Annotated in this window: 19 protein-coding genes; 9 read left to right on the forward strand and 10 right to left on the reverse strand. The window is 72.2% G+C overall.

Annotated features, from left to right (window positions below; genetic code table 11):
• The first annotated feature begins 36 nt into the window (after positions 1-36).
• Positions 37-2,577 carry an aminopeptidase N gene (gene pepN, locus K8U61_RS04285; protein WP_224121725.1) on the forward strand — a complete coding sequence of 847 codons (2,541 nt, stop codon included), beginning with the start codon at positions 37-39 and terminating at the stop codon, positions 2,575-2,577.
• Between the two features lie 76 nt (positions 2,578-2,653).
• Here the strand turns inward: pepN and K8U61_RS04290 are convergent, their stop codons facing one another.
• Together K8U61_RS04290 and K8U61_RS04295 are read right to left on the reverse strand one after the other, a co-directional pair.
• Positions 2,654-3,040 carry a DUF5130 family protein gene (locus K8U61_RS04290; RefSeq protein ID WP_224121726.1) on the reverse strand — a complete coding sequence of 129 codons (387 nt, stop codon included), beginning with the start codon at positions 3,038-3,040 and terminating at the stop codon, positions 2,654-2,656.
• Positions 3,027-3,377, reverse strand: coding sequence for a hypothetical protein (locus K8U61_RS04295; RefSeq protein ID WP_224121727.1), 351 nt, complete (start codon positions 3,375-3,377; stop codon positions 3,027-3,029). The genes K8U61_RS04290 and K8U61_RS04295 overlap by 14 nt, the downstream gene beginning before the upstream one ends.
• 65 nt (positions 3,378-3,442) lie before the next feature.
• On the opposite strand from K8U61_RS04295, the gene K8U61_RS04300 reads away from it, so the two are divergent.
• Complete coding sequence (locus K8U61_RS04300; protein WP_224121728.1) at positions 3,443-4,465, forward strand: mechanosensitive ion channel family protein; 1,023 nt, start codon at positions 3,443-3,445, stop codon at positions 4,463-4,465.
• A gap of 186 nt (positions 4,466-4,651) precedes the next feature.
• Here the strand turns inward: K8U61_RS04300 and K8U61_RS04305 are convergent, their stop codons facing one another.
• Positions 4,652-5,077, reverse strand: a complete 426-nt coding sequence (locus K8U61_RS04305; RefSeq protein WP_224121729.1) for an OsmC family protein — start codon at positions 5,075-5,077, stop codon at positions 4,652-4,654.
• A 96-nt stretch (positions 5,078-5,173) separates the two neighbouring features.
• On the opposite strand from K8U61_RS04305, the gene K8U61_RS04310 reads away from it, so the two are divergent.
• From K8U61_RS04310 to K8U61_RS04325, 4 genes are all read left to right on the forward strand, one after another.
• Entirely contained in the window at positions 5,174-5,551 is a 378-nt protein-coding gene (locus K8U61_RS04310) for a globin (RefSeq protein ID WP_224121730.1), read from the forward strand.
• Positions 5,552-5,641: 90 nt separating this feature from the next.
• Positions 5,642-6,151: a RodZ family helix-turn-helix domain-containing protein gene (locus K8U61_RS04315; RefSeq protein ID WP_224121731.1), complete on the forward strand. Its 510-nt coding sequence runs from the start codon at positions 5,642-5,644 to the stop codon at positions 6,149-6,151.
• A gap of 61 nt (positions 6,152-6,212) precedes the next feature.
• On the forward strand, positions 6,213-6,830 hold the full coding sequence (locus tag K8U61_RS04320) for a hypothetical protein (RefSeq protein WP_224121732.1): 618 nt from the start codon (positions 6,213-6,215) through the stop codon (positions 6,828-6,830).
• The gene (locus K8U61_RS04325) at positions 6,827-7,432 is read left to right on the forward strand and encodes an RNA polymerase sigma factor (protein ID WP_224121733.1); all 606 of its coding nucleotides are present in this window, start codon (positions 6,827-6,829) and stop codon (positions 7,430-7,432) included. The genes K8U61_RS04320 and K8U61_RS04325 overlap by 4 nt, the downstream gene beginning before the upstream one ends.
• Here the strand turns inward: K8U61_RS04325 and K8U61_RS04330 are convergent.
• Both K8U61_RS04330 and K8U61_RS04335 read right to left on the reverse strand, forming a co-directional pair.
• Entirely contained in the window at positions 7,396-8,250 is an 855-nt protein-coding gene (locus K8U61_RS04330) for an acyl-CoA thioesterase (RefSeq protein WP_224121734.1), read from the reverse strand. The genes K8U61_RS04325 and K8U61_RS04330 overlap by 37 nt on opposite strands.
• 58 nt (positions 8,251-8,308) lie before the next feature.
• Positions 8,309-8,491: a hypothetical protein gene (locus K8U61_RS04335; RefSeq protein WP_224121735.1), complete on the reverse strand. Its 183-nt coding sequence runs from the start codon at positions 8,489-8,491 to the stop codon at positions 8,309-8,311.
• Positions 8,492-8,616: 125 nt separating this feature from the next.
• On the opposite strand from K8U61_RS04335, the gene K8U61_RS04340 reads away from it, so the two are divergent.
• The 3 genes from K8U61_RS04340 to K8U61_RS04350 all read left to right on the forward strand — a co-directional run bounded on the left by K8U61_RS04340 (position 8,617) and on the right by K8U61_RS04350 (position 11,114).
• Positions 8,617-9,249, forward strand: coding sequence for a TetR/AcrR family transcriptional regulator (locus K8U61_RS04340; RefSeq protein WP_224121736.1), 633 nt, complete (start codon positions 8,617-8,619; stop codon positions 9,247-9,249).
• Positions 9,250-9,346: 97 nt separating this feature from the next.
• Positions 9,347-10,561, forward strand: a complete 1,215-nt coding sequence (locus K8U61_RS04345) for an acetyl-CoA C-acetyltransferase (RefSeq protein WP_224121737.1) — start codon at positions 9,347-9,349, stop codon at positions 10,559-10,561.
• Positions 10,562-10,619: 58 nt separating this feature from the next.
• Positions 10,620-11,114, forward strand: coding sequence for a MarR family winged helix-turn-helix transcriptional regulator (locus K8U61_RS04350; RefSeq protein WP_224121738.1), 495 nt, complete (start codon positions 10,620-10,622; stop codon positions 11,112-11,114).
• Positions 11,115-11,171: 57 nt separating this feature from the next.
• Here K8U61_RS04350 and ettA read toward each other — a convergent pair whose 3' ends face one another.
• The 5 genes from ettA to K8U61_RS04375 form a co-directional block, all read right to left on the reverse strand.
• Positions 11,172-12,854: an energy-dependent translational throttle protein EttA gene (ettA, locus tag K8U61_RS04355; protein WP_224121739.1), complete on the reverse strand. Its 1,683-nt coding sequence runs from the start codon at positions 12,852-12,854 to the stop codon at positions 11,172-11,174.
• 84 nt (positions 12,855-12,938) lie between these two features.
• Positions 12,939-13,346 carry a single-stranded DNA-binding protein gene (ssb, locus tag K8U61_RS04360; protein WP_224121740.1) on the reverse strand — a complete coding sequence of 136 codons (408 nt, stop codon included), beginning with the start codon at positions 13,344-13,346 and terminating at the stop codon, positions 12,939-12,941.
• 165 nt (positions 13,347-13,511) lie between these two features.
• On the reverse strand, positions 13,512-15,164 hold the full coding sequence (locus tag K8U61_RS04365) for a GTPase (RefSeq protein WP_224121741.1): 1,653 nt from the start codon (positions 15,162-15,164) through the stop codon (positions 13,512-13,514).
• A gap of 53 nt (positions 15,165-15,217) precedes the next feature.
• Complete coding sequence (locus K8U61_RS04370) at positions 15,218-16,906, reverse strand: dynamin family protein (RefSeq protein ID WP_224121742.1); 1,689 nt, start codon at positions 16,904-16,906, stop codon at positions 15,218-15,220.
• A gap of 26 nt (positions 16,907-16,932) precedes the next feature.
• Positions 16,933-18,066 (reverse strand): PrsW family intramembrane metalloprotease, encoded by a 1,134-nt coding sequence (locus K8U61_RS04375; RefSeq protein ID WP_224121743.1) that lies wholly within the window; start codon positions 18,064-18,066, stop codon positions 16,933-16,935.
• Positions 18,067-18,119 lie beyond the last annotated feature (53 nt).

The raw sequence follows: 18,119 nt of genomic DNA on the forward strand, positions 1-18,119 counted from the left end.
TTCGGCGCGGAGGGGGCGGATGGCAGGATGCCGGACATGCCTGGAACCAACCTCACCCGGGACGAGGCCGCCACCCGCGCCGCACTCCTGGACGTCACGTCGTACTCCATCGACCTGGACCTCACGACGAGCGAGACGACCTTCGGATCGACGACCACCATCCGCTTCACCTGCGCGGAGCCCGGCTCCGACACGTTCGCTGACCTCGTCGGCGCAGAGGTCCACGAGATCACGCTGAACGGCCGCTCGCTCGACCCGGCGACGGCGTACGCCGACAGCCGCATCGCGCTGCCGGGCCTGGAGGCCGACAACGAGCTCGTCGTGGTCGCCGACTGCACCTACTCGCGCACCGGCGAGGGCCTGCACCGCTTCGTCGACCCCGCCGACGACCGCGTCTACCTCTACTCGCAGTTCGAGGTGCCGGACGCCCGCCGGGTCTACACGACCTTCGAGCAGCCCGACCTCAAGGCGCCGTTCACGTTCAACGTCACCGCGCCCGACCACTGGAAGGTCGTCTCCAACTCCCCCACGCCGGAGCCCGAGGCCCTCGCCGACGGCAAGGCGGTCTGGCGGTTCGCCCCGACCAAGCCGATGTCGACGTACATCACCGCGGTCGTCGCGGGCGAGTACCACGAGGTCCAGCACGTCTACCGCGGCAAGCACGGCGACATCCCGCTCGGCCACTACTGCCGCCAGTCCCTCGTCGAGCACCTCGACGTCGAGGAGCTCGTGAAGATCACCGAGCAGGGCTTCGACTTCTTCGAGGCCGCCTTCGACTACCCCTACCCGTTCGGCAAGTACGACCAGCTCTACGTGCCGGAGTACAACATGGGCGCGATGGAGAACGCCGGCTGCGTCACGCTGCGCGACGAGTACCTCCCGCGCAGCCGCCAGCCGCGGTCGTTCTACGAGTTCCGCTGCTCGGTGATCCTCCACGAGATGGCGCACATGTGGTTCGGCGACCTCGTGACCATGAAGTGGTGGGACGACCTCTGGCTCAACGAGTCCTTCGCCGAGTGGGCCTGCTACCACGCCGAGGTCGAGGCGACGGAGTTCACCGACTCCTGGACCGGCTTCGCCAACGCGCGCAAGCAGACCGGCTACCGCCAGGACCAGATGCCGAGCACCCACCCGATCGCCGCGGACAACTACGACCTGCGCGCGGTCGAGGTCAACTTCGACATGATCACCTACGCCAAGGGCGCGTCGGTGCTGAAGCAGCTCGTCGCCTGGGTGGGCCTCGACCCGTTCATGGCCGGCCTGCAGCAGTACTTCAAGGAGTTCGAGTTCTCCAACTCCGAGTTCACCGACCTGCTCCGGTCGCTCGAGAAGGCCTCGGGCCGCGAGCTGTCCGGCTGGGCGCGCGAGTGGCTGCAGACCGCGGGCGTCAACACGCTCGCCCCGGCTTTCGAGCTCGCCTCGGACGGCACCTACCAGTCGTTCGCGGTGCGCCAGAGCGCCCACCCGGACTGGCCGACCCTGCGCCGCCACCGGATCGGCATCGGCCTGTACGACGAGGTGGACGGTCACCTGGTCCGCCGTACCTCCATCGAGACCGACGTCGAGGGCGAGCTCACCGAGATCCCCGAGCTCGTCGGCCAGCTGCAGCCCGACCTGCTGCTGCTCAACGAGGGCGACCTGACCTACGCGAAGATCCGCCTCGACGAGCGGTCGCTGGCCACCGGCATCGCCGGGCTCTCGAAGCTCGACGACTCGCTCGCCCGGGCCCTGGTCTGGGGCGCCGCGTGGGACATGACCCGCGACGCCGAGCTGGCCGCGTCCGACTTCGTCGACCTGGTGCTGGCCAACATCGGCAGCGAGACCGACGCGTGGGGCGTCAGCCGGATCCCGACGTACGCGCTCCTCGCGGTCAACCAGTACGTCGCGCCCGAGAAGCGTGCGGCCGTCCGCGAGCGCTTCGAGGCCGGCTTCCGCGAGCTGATGCTCGCCGCGGAGCCGGGCAGCGACCAGCAGCTCACCTTCGCCCGCACCTTCGCCGCCGTCGCACACACCGACGCCGCGATCGCGGACCTCGAGGCGCTGCTGGACGGCGGGCTCGAGGTCGAGGGCCTCGCCGTCGACCAGGACCTGCGCTGGCTGCTGATCACCGCGCTGGCGGTCAACGGCCGCGAGGGGATGAGGATCGACGCCGAGACCCGGGCCGACAACACCATCTCCGGCCAGGAGCACGCCGCCGCGGCCCGGGCCTCCCGCCCGACCGCGGAGGCCAAGGCCGAGGCGTGGGAGATCGCGATGGTGCGCGACGACGTCCCGAACGAGACCCAGCGCAGCGTCGTCCTCGCCTTCCAGCGGGTCGGCCAGGACGACGTCCTCGCGCCGTACGTCGAGAAGTACCTCGGCGCCGCTGAGACGATGTGGGAGGAGAAGGGCACCGCCCGGGCCTCGACCGCCCTGGAGTTCATCTTCCCCAAGCAGCTGGCCAGCCAGGAGCTCCTCGACCGGGTCGACGCCTGGCTCGAGTCCTCCTCGGCCAACCCGGCCGCGCAGCGCTACGTGCGCGAGGGCCGGGCCGACGTCGCCCGCGCCCTGGCCGCCCAGGCCACCGACGCGCAGTAGCCGAGTCGGCGCAGACTCACCCTCGAGTCGGCGTTGATTCACCCCTCCTGGGGTGAGTCAGCGCCGACTCGGCGTCTCAGGGCTGCTCGGCGTGCAGCGTCTCGGGCGCGGCGGCGTGCTCGGCGAGCATCTGGATGCCGCGGCGGAGGCCGCCGACCAGGTCGCCGGCCGCGAACGACGACTGCATCTGCATCGTCGTGAGCTCGACCTCCTGGTCGCTCAGCGAGCGGCGTACGACGCCGCCGGTGACGACCTCGAGCGCCCGGGCGGCCGGGTCGAGCATGATCAGGATGCTGCGCGGGGGCGCGACCAGCTTGTTGTGCAGCTGCGTCGCGAAGGCGCGGGGGTCGGCGCCGGCTCGGCCGACGAAGACGCTGAACTCGAAGCGCGAGACCTGCTCCGCGGCGCGGATGGCCTCCTCTACCTGGAAGCGCTCCGCGGCGTTGAACTCACCAACGCCCACTTGCGCCACCAGCCTTCGACTCCTCGTTGTCGGGAGCCGGGAGCTCGGCGGTGCCCTGGCGCGGGCCGCCGAACCACTGGTCGGCGGTGGCCTGGCCACCGGGGGTGAAGCGCTCGCCCTTGACCACGCCCGGGATCACCACGAGCAGCGTGATCACCACGAAGAGCGCCAGCGGGATCCCGATCAGCACGAGCACGACGTGCCAGGGGTCGACCGGCTTGGGGTCGCTCCAGAACTCGGGGACGTCGGCGTTCGCCGGACCCGGCACCGCCAGCACCAGGCCGGCCACGAGCAGAGCGAGGGAGGTACGACGGAGCAGGTACGCGAGCTTGGTCACGGGCAGAAGAGTATCGCCCCCGCTCGCTTCGCCGGACCTTGCCCGGTGCGGTAGACATGGGGCCCATGTTCGCGTTCGACGCCTCACAGTCCTGTGACTCCTCCGACGCGCTCTGCAAGATGGTCTTCAGCTGGACCCACAACCAGACGCTGGCCAACGCCTCGGACCTCCTGATCGGCAAGCCGCTGGCGATCGCGTGGCTGCTGCTCCTCTTCTTCGTGGTGCGCTGGCTCCTGCAGCGCCTGGTCGACCGGCTGGTCGCCCGCGCCGAGGACGGCGTGCTCTCCGACAAGGTGAGCCGCTTCGGGCTGCGTGGGAAGGCCGCCAAGGAGATGACGGCCCGCGACCTGGCCGCCAGCACCCGCCGGGTCCAGCGCGCCAAGACCATGGGCGACCTGCTCAAGAGCATCATCACCGGGCTGCTGCTCGCGATCTTCGGGACGATGATCCTCAGCGAGCTCGGCGTCAACATCGCGCCGATCATCGCCAGCGCCGGGATCGTCGGCCTGGCGCTGGGCTTCGGCGCCCAGTCGCTGGTCAAGGACTTCCTGTCCGGCATCTTCATGATCTTCGAGGACCAGTACGGCGTGGGCGACGTGATCGACGTCGGGGAGGCCAGCGGCACCGTCGAGGCGGTCAGCCTGCGGGTCACGCGGCTGCGCGACCTCAGCGGCACGGTCTGGTACGTCCCGAACGGTGCCATCGTGCGGGTCGGCAACATGAGCCAGAACTGGTCGCGTGCGGTCGTCGACGTCAGCGTCGGCTACCACGAGGACCTGGCGCGCGTGAAGCGCGTGCTCCAGGAGGTCTCCCACGACCTGTGGGAGGACGACGAGTTCCGCGGCATCATCATCGAGGAGCCGGAGGTCACCGGGGTCGAGGCACTCGCCGCCGACGGCGTGACCCTGCGCGTCCTGCTCAAGACCGCGCCGATGGAGCAGTGGGGCGTCGCCCGGGCGCTGCGCCAGCGCGTGAAGGCCCGCTTCGACCACGAGGGGATCGAGATCCCCTTCCCGCAGCGGGTCGTCTGGCACCGCGACGAGCAGACGGGCCCCTCCCCCGCAGGGGAAGAGCCCGTCGGCAACTAGTGTCCTGAATCAAAAGTTCGTGTGCGCTTCGCGCACACATCGCACGCACCTCGCTGCGTTGCCGTCGCTCGCTGGACGACCTGGTAGAGCTTCGCTCCGGCGCCTTGCGATGCACCCACGCTGAGCACGCGCAGTGCGCATGAACTTCCGACTCAGGACACTAGCTGTCGGCGCGGCGTACGACGCTCAGGCGAGCGCCGCGTCCAGCTTGATCGGCACGGCGGCGAGCGCCTGGCTGACCGGGCAGCCCTCCTTGGCGGCGGTCGCGGCGGCGACGAAGTCGTCGTTGCTCATGCCGTCCACGACGGCCTTGACGGTGAGCCGGATCTCGGTGATGCCGGTGCCGGGCACGAAGTCGACCTCGGCGCTCGTGTCGAGCGAGGTCGCGGGGGTGCCGGCCTTGGCGAGCCCGTTCGAGAGGGCCATGGAGAAGCAGGAGGAGTGCGCCGCGGCGATGAGCTCCTCGGGGCTGGTCTTGCCGTTGGCGTCCTCGGCACGCGAGGCCCAGGAGACGTCGTAGGTGCCGATGCCGGACGACTGCAGCGTCACCTGTCCGGCGCCCTCGAAGAGGGTGCCCTCCCAGTGCGTGCTCGCGGTGCGGGTGGTGGCCATGTGCTGATCACTCCTCGTGCGTTGCTCGAAAAGACTTGGTGATCGCGAGTCTGGCACGCCGGTGTGCGAGGCGTTCCCGAGGATCGTCACAATGGGATGGTGACGACGTTCTACGAGGAGATCGGCGGCTTCGAGACGTTCCGGCGGATCGTGGCCAAGTTCTACGAGGGCGTCGCCGAGGACCCGGTGCTGCGGCCGCTCTACCCGGAGGAAGACCTCGGCCCCGCGGAGGAGCGGTTCCTGCTCTTCCTCGTGCAGTACTGGGGCGGGCCGACGACGTACTCCGACACCCGCGGTCACCCTCGCCTGCGGATGCGGCACGCGCCCTTCGCGGTCAACCCGGAGGCCAAGGACCACTGGCTGATGCACTTCCGAGCCGGGTTGGACGAGGTGCAGCTGACCCCCGAGCAGGACGCCCAGTTCTGGGACTACGTCACCCACGCCGCGCAGTTCATGGTCAACACCTTCGAGTGATCTCGGGATCGCTGTAACGCGGCGACGATCCCGTGACAGGTGTGGGGTGACCGGGCGGGACACCGCCACCCCTGACCAGGAGGTACCTCCATGCGCAGGACCACCGCAGCCCTCACCGCGAGCACGGCGATCGCCGCGGCCCTGACCTTCAGCGCCGCCTACGCCACCCAAGGCACGGGTGACGACCCGAGCGCGACGCCCGCTCCGGTGCTGAACAAGAACGGCCACGAGGTCAGCTCCCACGCCGCCAAGGGGCAGGCCAAGGCCGCTGAGGTGCACGCCCGCAACGCGGCCAAGCACGCGCTCGAGCACCCCGCCCCGACCGCGACCGAGACGCCGGCCGAGGAGCCGTCGGACGAGGCGTCCGAGACGGCCGCGCCGGAGCCGACCGAGACGGCCGAGCCGACCGAGGCGCCGGCGGCGACCACGACCGACGACCCGAAGGGTCCGTGCGACCACGACGGCGACAAGGGCGAGCACGGCGAGCACGCCGAGCACGCCGACCGCGGCCACCACTACGGCCAGGACCCGGCCCACCACGCGGAGCGCGGTGACCACGGCGACCACGGCTGGGGCCACCGCGGCGGCACCGACGACTGACCCGGAGGGGGACGCCCCGGCGCCGTTTGGCGCCGGGGCGGAACGGGGGAACAGGACAGACATGGACCACTCGCCACGGACACCCGCCGACGGTCTGCGGGTCGCGGTGCCCACGCTGGAGCCCGACGAGGTCTTCCTCGCCCAGCTGAGCGCCCTCGCGGCCGCCAGCGCAGCGGCAGAGGCCCACCCCGCAGCGACCGGTCGGACCGGGTCCGGCTGGCGGGTGGCACTGGCCGCCGCGAGCGTCGCCGCGGTCGTCGGCGGGATCGCCTGGCTCGGCCACGTCGGTTCGACCGACACGCCCGCGCCGATCGACCGGCCGACACCGACGACCCCGGTGTCGCCGCCCCAGCAGCCGAGCCCGGCCCCCACGGTGAGCGAGCGCCCGGACTCGAGCTCGGACTCCTCCGACTCGGACCCGGGGTCGAGCGAGCAGGGACAGGTCACCCAGGCACCACCGGCGTCCGGCCGGCCGACCAGCGGGAGCGACGCGTCCGACGACCAGCCCGACGCGGACCGGGGTCCCGGCGGCCATGACGGGCAGGCGTCCGACGAGAACGGCTCGGAGGGGCGCGGCCGACCCGACGCCCCGGGGGACCGCGGCCACCACTACGGGTGGTCCAAGGATCGTGGCCGATCCACCGACGACCACGGACGGAGCGGTCGGTCGGGAGAGTGAACCGCCGGGACGACGAGCAGGTCACGCGCGCCAAGCAGGGCGACGCGGAGGCGTGGCGCGCCCTCTACCGCGCCCACGCGGGCCGACTGCTGGTCTGGCTGGGCACCCGTCCGACCCAGGACTACGCGGTCGCGCCGGAGGACCTGGCCGCCGAGGCGTGGCTGGTGGCGGCGCAGAAGGTCCAGGACTTCCACGGTGACTCCGACGCGTTCGCCGGCTGGCTCTTCGGCATCGCCCGCCACCTGGGCAGCAACATCAGCCGCCGCGGTCAACGCCGGGCCACGACGCCCGCCGACACGCTCACCATGCCGCACCCGGCGGTGTCGGGCCCCGAGGCGGCGTACGCCGGGCACGACTGGGTGACCCGCGTGCTGGCCGGGCTCCCGCCACGCGAGCGTGACGTGGTCACCTGCTGCGACGTGGTCGGTCTCGACGTCGCGGCGACCGCCGAGGCGCTCGGGATGACCGCGGTCGCGGTCCGGGTGGCCAGGCACCGCGGGCTGCGCCGGCTCCGTGGGCTCGTCCCGGCCGATCCCGGCACGCGGACGGACCCCGAGCCGGCGGCTCAGGTCGGCAGCAGCGCGCGCAGCCGCTCGAGGTAGGGCTCCGCGGGCGCGGTCGAGCGTTGGGTCGCCTGGTCGAAGAAGACGATCACGACGCGCGCCCGCGCGAGCACCCGGTCGCCGTCGCAGATGAGCGAGTCGATGGTCGCGGAGCGCTGGCCGACCCGCGACACCCAGGACCAGGCGTCGTACGGCTCGGGCCGGAAGAGGATCGGGGCGCGGTAGTCGACGTCGGTCTGGGCGACCACGAGCGTGAGCGGGTCCAGCCCGCGCCAGAGGCGGGCGAACCCGGAGATCCGCGCCTCCTGGAGGTACTCGAAGTACTTCACGTTGTTGACGTGCCCGTAGACGTCGACGTCGGAGAAGCGGACGTGCACCGGGTAGTGCAGCACCTCGTCCGGCCGCGACCGGGCGAGGCGCGCACTCGGCGCCGAGTCGTCCGGCTCCAGGAAGCCGCCGAGGGTCTCGCGCTCGACCTCGGTGAGGCGGCGAGGCCGCTCGTCGGCGAAGACGTACGGCGTGAGCACGGTCTTCGCGCGCAGGTAGACCTGCCGGTCCCCCTCGGGCGTCTCGTGGAAGATCTCGTAGGCGACGGTGAACGTCGCCGCGCGGATCTCGGTCACCCACGACTCGATGCTGACGGGGCGGAAGCCGAAGTGCAGCGGCGCGACGTAGGTGACCTCGTGGCGGGCGACCACCACCCCCTCGGCGAGCTCGCCGGTGCTGGCGGCGGGGCCGTGGGTGCGCAGCATGTCGACGCGGGCCTCCTGGAGGTAGTCCACGTAGACGACGTTGTTGATGTGCCCGAGCTGGTCCATGTCGGCCCAGCGCATCGGGCACTCGTAGCGGTGCCGCACGGTCCGATGCTGCCAGACCGTGCGGCGACCGGTTGTCCGCGGTCGGTGCCGCGGACGGTCAGTGGCTGAGGAGCAGGCCGCCGTAGTAGCTGCGCATCGACTCGTGGCGGGCCAGGCGCACGCGGCGGTTGCTGGCGACGAAGCGACCCGCGACGGTGCCGGCGGAGGCCAGGGCCACGGCCGCGACGAGGGCGACGACGGCGGTGAGGACGACGGCGGTGGTGAGGCTGAAGGAGATCATCACAGATCCTTTCTACATCTGTAGTGTCTACGTATGTAGAAGGTACGCCGCTCCCCCGGCACGGGGCAAGCGGCGCGGTAGTGTCCCGCCTCACAGGCCCCGGGCCGCCGTCACGGAAGGACCCCATGCCCCCGCTCCCCGACCCCGCCGAGACCCCGGCCGCGCGCGGCGCGACGCTCTCGCCCCGACGCCGCCAGCTGCTCGAGGCGGCGCTGCACGTGATCGCCGACGAGGGCCTGCGCGGGCTCACGCACCGCGCCGTCGACCGACGTGCGGGCCTCCCCGAGGGCAGCTGCTCGGCCTACCTGCGCACCCGCAAGGCGCTCCAGGCGGCGCTCACGGAGTACGTCGCCGACCGGCTGGTCGCCGACGTCGACGAGCTCGCCGACCGGCTCCGTGGCAACCTCCAGAAGACCGGCAAGGCCGGCGGCGTCGACGGCGCGCTGGAGCTCTTCGGGCGCTGGCTCGAGCAGCGCGAGCTGCTCGTCGCGCGGCTCGAGCTCACGATGGCCGCCACCCGCGACGCCGACCTCGCCCGGCTGCTGGCCGACCACCGCTCGCGGCTGGTGCAGATCGTCGAGGCGATCATGACCTCGGCCGGCCGGGAGCACAGCGACGCGCGGGCGGAGGCGCTGGTGGCGTCGTACGACGGCATCCTGCTGGCCGCGCTGCTCCGCCCGGTGGACGAGCGGCGCGCCTTCCTCTCCCGGTCGCTGGAGGTCCTCGGCACCGCGCTGACCGGCGAGCTCGAGGCCTGAGCGCGGGCGTGACGAGCGTCTCGCCCGCGCCGTTAGAACACGGTCTAGTCTGACTGGCGGCCCACCCGCGTCATCTCGATCCAGAAGGACGGTTCCCATGCCCGAGGCAGTCATCGTTTCCGCGGCCCGCACCCCCATCGGCCGCGCCAACAAGGGCTCGATGACCGAGTTCCGTCCCGACGACCTGAGCGCGTTCATCGTGCAGACGGCGCTGGACAAGATCCCGGCCCTCGACCCGACGACGATCGACGACCACTACCTCGGCTGCGGCCTCCCGGGCGGCGAGTCCGGCAACAACATGGCCCGCGTCGTCAACGTGCTCAACGGCCTCGACGACGTCCCGGGTGCGACCATCACGCGCTACTGCTCCTCCTCGGTGCAGACCACCCGGATGGCCTTCCACGCGATCAAGGCGGGCGAGGGCGACGTCTTCATCTCCTCCGGCGTGGAGACCGTGTCGCGCTTCGTCAAGGGCACCTCCGACCACTGGCCCGACACCCACAACCACGAGTTCGACGAGGCCAAGGCGCGCACCGACAAGACCGCCGAGGGCGGCCAGGGCTGGCACGACCCGCGCGAGGACGGCCTGCTCCCGGACGTCTACATCGCGATGGGCCAGACCGCCGAGAACGTCGCCAAGCTGCGCGGCCTGAGCCGCCAGGAGCTCGACGAGTTCGGCGTCCGCTCGCAGAACCTCGCCGAGAAGGCCATCAACGACGGCTTCTGGGCGCGCGAGATCACGCCGGTGACCACGCCCAGCGGCACCGTCGTGAGCACCGATGACGGCCCGCGCGCCGGCGTCACCTACGACGGCATCAAGGACCTCAAGCCGGTCTTCCGCCCCGACGGCGTCGTGACCGCCGGCAACTGCTGCGCGCTCAACGACGGCGCGGCGGCCGTGATCATCATGTCCGACACCAAGGCGGCCGAGCTGGGCCTCGAGCCCCTGGCCCGGATCGTCTCCACCGGCGTCTCCGGCCTGTCCCCCGAGATCATGGGGCTCGGCCCGGTCGAGGCGACGAAGCGCGCGCTGGCCCACGCCGGCATGAGCATCGGCGACATCGACCTCGTCGAGATCAACGAGGCGTTCGCGGCCCAGGTCGTCCCGTCGTACCAGGAGCTCGGCATCGACCTCGACCGCCTCAACGTCAACGGCGGCGCGATCGCCGTGGGTCACCCCTTCGGCATGACCGGGGCCCGCCTCCAGAACACGATGCTCAACTCGCTGGACTGGCACGACAAGACCACCGGCCTGATCACCATGTGCGTCGGCGGCGGCCAGGGCATGGCGCTCATCCTCGAGCGACTCTGACCCACGGTTCCCGTCGCGTCGCCCGGCGCGACGGGAACGGCCCCCTATAGTGCGAACCGTGATCGACTCGGGGGAGAACGAGACACACTGGCTCGACGAGGACGAGCAGCGCTCCTGGCGTGCCCTGCTGATGGGCATGACGCTGCTCATGGATCGGCTGGACAACGACCTGCGCCGGGTCTGCGACCTCTCGCTGGTGGAGTACGAGATCCTGGTCCGCCTGTCCGAGAGCCCGGGGCGCCAGCTGCGGATGGCCCAGCTCGCCGACGCGCTCGCCCACAGCCGGAGCCGGGTCACGCACACGATCGCCCGGATGGAGCGGACCGGCCTGGTCGAGCGGGCCAGCTCGCCCGAGGACGGTCGCGGGGTCGTCGCGTCGATGACCGACCGCGGCTACGCACTCCTGGCCCGGGTCGCCCCCGTGCACGTCGGCGGCGTCCGGGACAACCTGGTCGACCTGGTCAGCGCCGAGGACTTCGCCGCGCTGGGCCGGGTGATGGACGCCGTGTCCGACCACCTCGTCGCCGGACACCCCGAGATGGAGATGCGCTGAGCTGACCCGGCAGGAACTGATCGCCGGGTGAGCGATCAGTTGCTGCCGGGTCGGCGATCAGTCGCGCGTGAGGCGCCGGTGGGTGACCCGGTGCGGGCGGGCGGCCTCGAGGCCGAGGCGCTCGATCTTGTTCTCCTCGTAGGACGCGAAGTTGCCCTCGAACCAGAACCACTTCGCCGTGTCCTCGTCGTCGCCCTCCCAGGCGAGGATGTGGGTGGCGACCCGGTCGAGGAACCACCGGTCGTGCGAGGTGACCACGGCGCAGCCGGGGAAGTCGAGGATCGCGTCCTCGAGCGATGACAGCGTCTCGACGTCCAGGTCGTTGGTGGGCTCGTCGAGCAGCAGCAGGTTGCCGCCCATCTTCAGCGTGAGCGCGAGGTTGAGGCGATTGCGCTCACCACCGGAGAGCACGCCGGCCTTCTTCTGCTGGTCCGGGCCCTTGAAGCCGAACGAGGCGACGTAGGCGCGGGAGTTCATCTCGAAGTTGGCGACCTTGATGAAGTCGAGCCCGTCGGACACGACCTCCCAGACGTTCTTGTTGGGGTCGATGCCGCCGCGGCTCTGGTCGACGTAGGAGATCTTCACCGTCTGGCCGACGTTGAGCTGACCCTCGTCGGGGGTCTCGGTGCCGGTGATCATCCGGAAGAGCGTGGTCTTGCCGACGCCGTTGGGGCCGATGACGCCGACGATGCCGGCGCGCGGGAGCGAGAACGAGAGGTCGTGCATGAGGGTGCGACCCTCGAAGCCCTTCGTGACGCCCTTCGCCTCGAGCACCACGTCACCCAGGCGCGGACCGGCGGGGATGTTGATCTCGGAGGTGTCGATCTTGCGGGCGCGGTCGGCCTCGGCCGCCATCTCCTCGTAGCGGGCGAGGCGCGAGCGGCTCTTGGTCTGCCGGGCCTTGGCGTTGGAGCGGACCCACTCCAGCTCCTTCTCCAGCATCTTGGCGCGCTTGGCGTCCTTCTGCCCCTCGATCTTGAGGCGTTCCTTCTTGGTCTCCAGGTAGGTGGAGTAGTTGCCCTCGTAGGGGTGCGTCTTGCCGCGGTCGAGCTCGAGGATCCACTCGGCGACGTTGTCGAGGAAGTAGCGGTCGTGGGTGATCGCCAGGACGGCGCCGGGGTAGGACTTGAGGTGCCCCTCGAGCCACTGCACGGACTCGGCGTCCAGGTGGTTGGTGGGCTCGTCGAGAAGCAGCAGGTCGGGCTGCTGGAGCAGCAGCTTGCACAGCGCCACGCGGCGGCGCTCGCCACCGGAGAGGTTGTCGACGATCGCGTCCGGCGGCGGGCAGCGCAGCGCGTCCATCGCCTGGTCGAGCCGGCTGTCGAGGTCCCACGCGTTGGCGTGGTCGAGGTCGGTCTGGAGGTCGCCCATCTCCGCCAGCAGCGCGTCGTAGTCCGCGTCGGGGTCGGCGAGCTCCTCCGAGATCTCGTTGAAGCGGTCGAGCTTGCCCTTGATGTCGCCGACGGCCTCCTCGACGTTCTCGAGCACCGTCTTGCCCTCGGTGAGCGGCGGCTCCTGCTGGAGCATCCCGACCGTCGCCTCGGGGTCGAGGATCGCGTCGCCGTTGTTGGCGTGGTCGAGGCCGGCCATGATCCGCAGCAGCGAGGACTTGCCGGTGCCGTTGGGACCGACCACGCCGATCTTCGCCCCGTGCAGGAACGAGAGGGTCACGTTGTCGAGGACGACCTTGTCGCCGTGGGCCTTGCGCACGTTGCGCAGGGTGAACACATACTCCGCCATGGTCCCCGAGCCTAGTTGGAGTCGGCGTGCGCGACCCGATCGGGGGTCGGCGGCCCCGGACGGGGAGGTCCGGGACCGCCGCGCTCAGGCGGCCGCCTCGGGTGCGTCCGGGGCGGGCGGGTGCTGCTCGGGGCGCGTCGCCCGGGTGAACACGCTCGTCCCCCGGCTCAGGTCGTGGCCGACGTGGATCGCGTCGATCTCGAACGAGACCACCTCGACGTTGTCGGCGTTGACGTAGGAGCGGGTCTCCAGCCGCCCGTGCACGACGACGGGGTCGCCGCGCCGCAGCGAGGCGGCGCAGTGCTCGGCCAGGGCACGCCAGACGTTCACGGAGAACCACTGCGTCTGGCCGTCGGACCACGACTCGGTGCGGCGGTTGAACTTGCGGGGCGTGCACGCGAGCCGGAAGCTGGCCACCGGCACGTCGCCGGCCCGGCGCAGCTGGACGTCGGCTCCGAGCCAGCCGCGGACGGTGATGGTGCTGTCGCTCATCGATCTCTCCTCGTCTCCGGGCCCGGGAGCGGGCCTCGTGGGTCGAGGACGAGGCAACGCGGCGGCACCGACGGTTCGCGTCCCGGCGTGGCCGGGCGGTGGAGAACGCGGTCCGAGCTCCGCCTGTGGACGGAAGGTGGCCCGGCTGCGCGGTGGACCGGAGGCTCAGGCCAGGGCGCGGGCGAGGCCGTTGCGGACCGTGGTGTAGGCCACCAGCTCGGTCTCGACGGGCTCGATGACGAGCTCGTGGGCCACCTCGTCCACGCCGTGCCGCAGCCGCTCGTCCGCGACGGCGGCGCGGGCGCGGGCCATCCGGCCCACGAGCACCCGGGCGACCAGGCCGAGCACCAGCCCGAGCACGATGCCCCCGACCAGCAGCACCACCGGGATCGGGGCGCCGGCGACCTGGAGGCTGTCGTCGCCGAGCCGGCCGAGCCCGGCCAGCGCACCGGTCCAGCCGAGGCCGGCGACCGCGGCCAGGAGCAGCAGCCACTGGAGGACCCGCACGAGCGTGCACCAGACGGGCAGCCGCGCGGCCCCGAGGTCGGTGGCCGCGAGCGCGCCGTCGAGCCGGTCGCCGAGCTCGTCGAGCCGGGACACGGAGGCGCGGCGCACGGCCTCGACCCACGGCTGGCCGAGGCCGGTCGAGACGTCGTCGGCGAGCGCCCGGACCTCGGCGTCGACGCGTTCGCGCTGGACGCCGGTCGCCTCGGGCACCGAGGTGCGGGTGCGGCCGCTGAGCCGCTCCCCCTCGTCGCCGAGGTCGAGGCCCAGCCGCTTGACCGGGTCGGTCTTGATGCCGGAGAGCCAGCCGATGATCGGCCAGCCGGTGGCCCGGTTGCCCCGGATCCGCAGCGACGCCTCGACGGCGTCGACCACGGTCGGGACGCCGGCGGCCTCCGCGAGCGCGGCGTCGAGCGCGGCCACCCGGGCCGGCTCGACCACGCGGGTCTGCCCGTCACCGGAGGCCGAGGACATGCGCTCGGCGGCGCCGCGGACGTCGGCGTCGAGGCGGGCGCGGGTGGACTGCTTCTGGGCGGCACGCGCGGCGATCTCGGCCCGCAGCTCCGGGACGCCGGTGCCGTTGCGGGCGCTCACGGCGAGCACCGGCACGCGGTCGAGCCCGTCGGCGTCGAGCAGCCGCCGGATGTCGTCGAGCATCGACTGGCGCCGCTCCTCGGGCACCGTGTCGATGTGGTTGAGGACCACGAGCATGACGTCCTGCTGCACCGCGGAGGGGGCGAGGTATCGCTCGTGGATGGCCGCGTCGGCGTACTTCTGCGGGTCGAGCACCCACACCATCACGTCCGCGAGGCCGATCAGGCGGTCGACCTCCAGGTGGTGGGAGACCTCGGTCGAGTCGTGGTCCGGCAGGTCGAGCAGGACCACGCCGTCGAGCTCGGCCTCGGCGCCGCGGCGGCCGCTGTCGAGCATCGAGTCGCGGGTGGTCTGGTGGCGCGGCGGGATGCCGAGCCACTCGAGCAGCTCGTCGGCGCCGTCACGGCCCCACACGCAGGCGGTCGCCCACGACGTCGTGGGCCGGCGTACGCCGACGGCGGAGAGCTCGAGCCCGGTGAGCGCGTTGAAGGTCGAGGACTTGCCGGACCCGGTGGCGCCGGCGATGGCGACCACGGTGTGCCGCGCGGAGAGGCGCAGGCGGCCCGCTGTGAGGTCGACGACCTGCTGGGCGGCGTCGACGAGCTCGTCGTCGAGCCGGCCCCGGGCGGCCCGGGTGGCGTCGTCGAGCCCGTCGATGCGGGCGCCGATGTCGGTGCCGCGGGTGACCAGGCGGTCGGTCCCCTCGAGCAAGGACGTCATCTTCTCCCTCGACCCGCTGTGTGACAGTGCGTTCCCACCCTAGGGCACGGGGATCAGGTCAGCAGATCCTGGTCCGGCCGGGCCTGCTCGTAGCGTCGGTCGTCGACCCGCCGGGCGGCCGCGCGCACCTGCTGGGCGGCGTCGTCGGGCACCGCGAGACCCTCCAGCAGTCCGAGGTAGCGGTCGCGCTCCCCCGCGAGCAGGGCGCGCACCCGCCGCTCGAGGTCGGCCCGGGCCCGCGAGACCAGGTCGCGGGTCAGCTCCGACCCGTACACCGCCTCCAGGAGGCCGCGCCCGGCGCCGACGCCGGAGTCCTCCTCGTGCGTGGGCACCGCGTCCGAGAGCGCGAGCACGATCAGGGTGACGCTGAGGCCGCGTACGCCGTAGGCGAGGTAGCGGGCGGTCCTCCGCTCCGGACCCTCGGCCTTGACCAGCTCGGCCACCGTGGCCTGCCAGGCACGGACCTCGGCCTCCGCACGACGGCGCAGGTCGGTCGACGCGCGACCGAGGCCGGGGTCCGCGGCGAGCAGCGGCTTGCCGTGGTCGAGCGCCGACCAGGCGTCGTACGCCGCGGTCGCGCCGCGCTCGGCCTGGTCGAGCACCATCAGCTCCAGCGCCGACTCGAGCGCCACGGAGACCCGGTCGGCCTGCTGCGCGGTGCCCTTGACCGCGCTGACCAGCCGGTCGCGGATCCGGCCGGCGCGCTGCTCGAGCGAGCGCAGCAGCTCGCCGGTGCCGACCAGCTCGCGCCAACGGCCGAGCACCTCGCCGCGCAGCAGCGAGCCGTCGGAGCACGCGGCGACCGCGGCCTCCTCGGCGTCGTCGTAGGCCGTCGTGGCCGACTGGCGGAGCCCGTCGAGCGACACGACCTGCTCGGCGACGGCGTCGGCGACGACGTGGGCCTGTCGGGCGAGGGTGCGGACGGTGCCGTCGAGGGTCTGCCGGACCACGGCGGACCGGGCGTCGGAGTCGTCGGCGAGCGACTCGAGCCAGGCGCGGACGTCGGCGACCTCGCGGGCCGGCAGCAGGCCCTCCTCGTCGATCGCGGCCTCGTTGACGGTGAAGAGCGGGGAGTCCTTGAGCCCGCGGCTCGCGAGCATCCGGGCCAGGTGGGCGGCGACGGTCTCGACGGCGTCCGCGGGGGTGCGGTCGAGCACGATCGCGACCGCGGTGGAGCGCTCGGCGGCACGCTTGAGGTACTCCCACGGCACCTGGTCGGAGTAGCGGGCGGCGGAGGTGACGAAGAGCCACAGGTCACCGGCCGCCAGCAGCTGCGCGGCGAGCCTGCGGTTGTCCTCCTCGACGGAGTCGACGTCGGGCGCGTCGAGGATCGCGAGGCCGGCGGGCACGGTGTCGGAGGCGACCAGCTGGAGCGAGTGGCGGTCGTCGGTCGAGTGGTCGACCCGGACCAGGTCGGGCAGCAGCCGGTCCTGGCCGAACCACTGCGCGTCGTCGGGGTGGTGGACGAGGACGGGCGACCGGGTGGTCGGCCGGAGCAGCCCGGACGCGGTGACGCGGCGGCCGACCAGCGTGTTGACCAGGGTCGACTTGCCCGCACCGGTCGAGCCGCCGACGACGGCCAGCAGCGGCGCGTCGAGGCTCATCTGCCGCGGCAGCACGTAGTCCTCGAGCTGGTCGACCAGCTGCGTGAGCGTCGTACGGCGTGCCTCGACCTCGGGCACGTCGAGCGGGAGCCGCACGGCCTGGAGCGCGTCGTGCAGCCGCACCAGGGCCGTGAGCATGCGGGACTCGTGGTCTGGGGAGACCGTCATCTCGTGGGTACCACCTGTCCAGGGAATGCGATCGACGGTCGGAGCGTGTCGATCCGCTGGAGGAACTCCTGTCCGCGCGCGGCATAGTCGGGCGGCGGGGTGCCTCGCAGGAAACGGTAGTGCAGGAAGCCGAGCTCGATAGCAGCCTGCTGGTAGTCGCGCATCGCCTGCTCTGCCGGTTTTCCGCCGACCTCCCGTGCGTAGGCCCTGCTGCGGCGCCGTGCGCCGAGGTCGACGACCCACCCGATGTCGGTCGCCGGGACCAGCCCGCGGGCGGCCGCGTCGGTAAGCGCGGAGGCGAGCAACCGACGCTCGGTGCTGCGCGACCAGACCGCGAGCGAGAACATGCCGATGAAGGCCGGGGCCATCAGCACGACGTACGCGAGCGCGAAGTTGCCGAGGCCGTAGACGGTCGCGGTGTTCCAGATCGCGTGCGCGGCGACGGCGCACGCGTAGCCCGCGAGCGGCCAGAGCGTGCGGCCCAGGCCGGTGCGGGACGCGACCGCCAGGCCGACGCCGACGCCGGTGAACGCCGTGAAGAGCGGGTGCGCGAACGGGCTGACCAGGCAGCGGACCACGAAGGTCGAGGTGACCGCCTCAGTGCCGCCCGGGCCCATGCCGTCGGTGCCGTTGTACGCCGCGGCCAGGTAGAGGATGTTCTCGGTGAACGCGAAGCCGATCCCGACCATGCCGGCGTAGACGATGCCGTCGAGGACGCCGTCGAGCTCGGCGCGGCGCCACCAGAGCAGCAGCACCAGGAAGAGTCCCTTGGTGGCCTCCTCGGTCACCGGCGCGACGATCTCGAGGCTCAGCGTGTCGGAGAAGCCGCCGACCAGGCCACCCACGCCCTGGAGCAGGATCGCGACGGCGGTCGCGACGAAGCCGCCCCACAGCAGACCCGCGGCGAGCAGGGTGCGCGGCTCGGGCTCGTAGCGGTCCAGCCAGATGTAGCAGCCGACCAGCGGGCCGACCGGCAGCGCCGCGAGCGCGGTCGCCAGGACCACGCTGCCGGGGGCGCCCGAGAGCGCGACGATCGCGAGCATCACGAGGGCGCCGAGCAGCACCAGCACGGTCACGACGACCGTGAAGGCCACCGACGACGCGGTGCCGCTCCGACGCGCTCCAGGCATGGGCGGCAGCCTATCGGGGGCAGGCCGTCCGACCCGTCCCCCGGCGTACAGTG

Source organism: Nocardioides mangrovi (assembly GCF_020073815.1).
Classification (GTDB): domain Bacteria; phylum Actinomycetota; class Actinomycetes; order Propionibacteriales; family Nocardioidaceae; genus Nocardioides; species Nocardioides mangrovi.

Bases quoted from the DNA above. Each gene is read 5' to 3' on its own strand.
- pepN (WP_224121725.1), top strand. From the start codon at position 37: ATGCCTGGAACCAACCTCACCCGGGACGAGGCCGCCACCCGCGCCGCA.
- K8U61_RS04300 (WP_224121728.1), top strand. From the start codon at position 3,443: ATGTTCGCGTTCGACGCCTCACAGTCCTGTGACTCCTCCGACGCGCTC.
- K8U61_RS04305 (WP_224121729.1), bottom strand. From the start codon at position 5,077: ATGGCCACCACCCGCACCGCGAGCACGCACTGGGAGGGCACCCTCTTC.
- K8U61_RS04310 (WP_224121730.1), top strand. From the start codon at position 5,174: ATGGTGACGACGTTCTACGAGGAGATCGGCGGCTTCGAGACGTTCCGG.
- K8U61_RS04315 (WP_224121731.1), top strand. From the start codon at position 5,642: ATGCGCAGGACCACCGCAGCCCTCACCGCGAGCACGGCGATCGCCGCG.
- K8U61_RS04320 (WP_224121732.1), top strand. From the start codon at position 6,213: ATGGACCACTCGCCACGGACACCCGCCGACGGTCTGCGGGTCGCGGTG.
- K8U61_RS04335 (WP_224121735.1), bottom strand. From the start codon at position 8,491: ATGATCTCCTTCAGCCTCACCACCGCCGTCGTCCTCACCGCCGTCGTC.
- K8U61_RS04340 (WP_224121736.1), top strand. From the start codon at position 8,617: ATGCCCCCGCTCCCCGACCCCGCCGAGACCCCGGCCGCGCGCGGCGCG.
- K8U61_RS04345 (WP_224121737.1), top strand. From the start codon at position 9,347: ATGCCCGAGGCAGTCATCGTTTCCGCGGCCCGCACCCCCATCGGCCGC.
- ettA (WP_224121739.1), bottom strand. From the start codon at position 12,854: ATGGCGGAGTATGTGTTCACCCTGCGCAACGTGCGCAAGGCCCACGGC.
- ssb (WP_224121740.1), bottom strand. From the start codon at position 13,346: ATGAGCGACAGCACCATCACCGTCCGCGGCTGGCTCGGAGCCGACGTC.
- K8U61_RS04365 (WP_224121741.1), bottom strand. From the start codon at position 15,164: ATGACGTCCTTGCTCGAGGGGACCGACCGCCTGGTCACCCGCGGCACC.
- K8U61_RS04370 (WP_224121742.1), bottom strand. From the start codon at position 16,906: ATGCTCACGGCCCTGGTGCGGCTGCACGACGCGCTCCAGGCCGTGCGG.
- K8U61_RS04375 (WP_224121743.1), bottom strand. From the start codon at position 18,066: ATGCCTGGAGCGCGTCGGAGCGGCACCGCGTCGTCGGTGGCCTTCACG.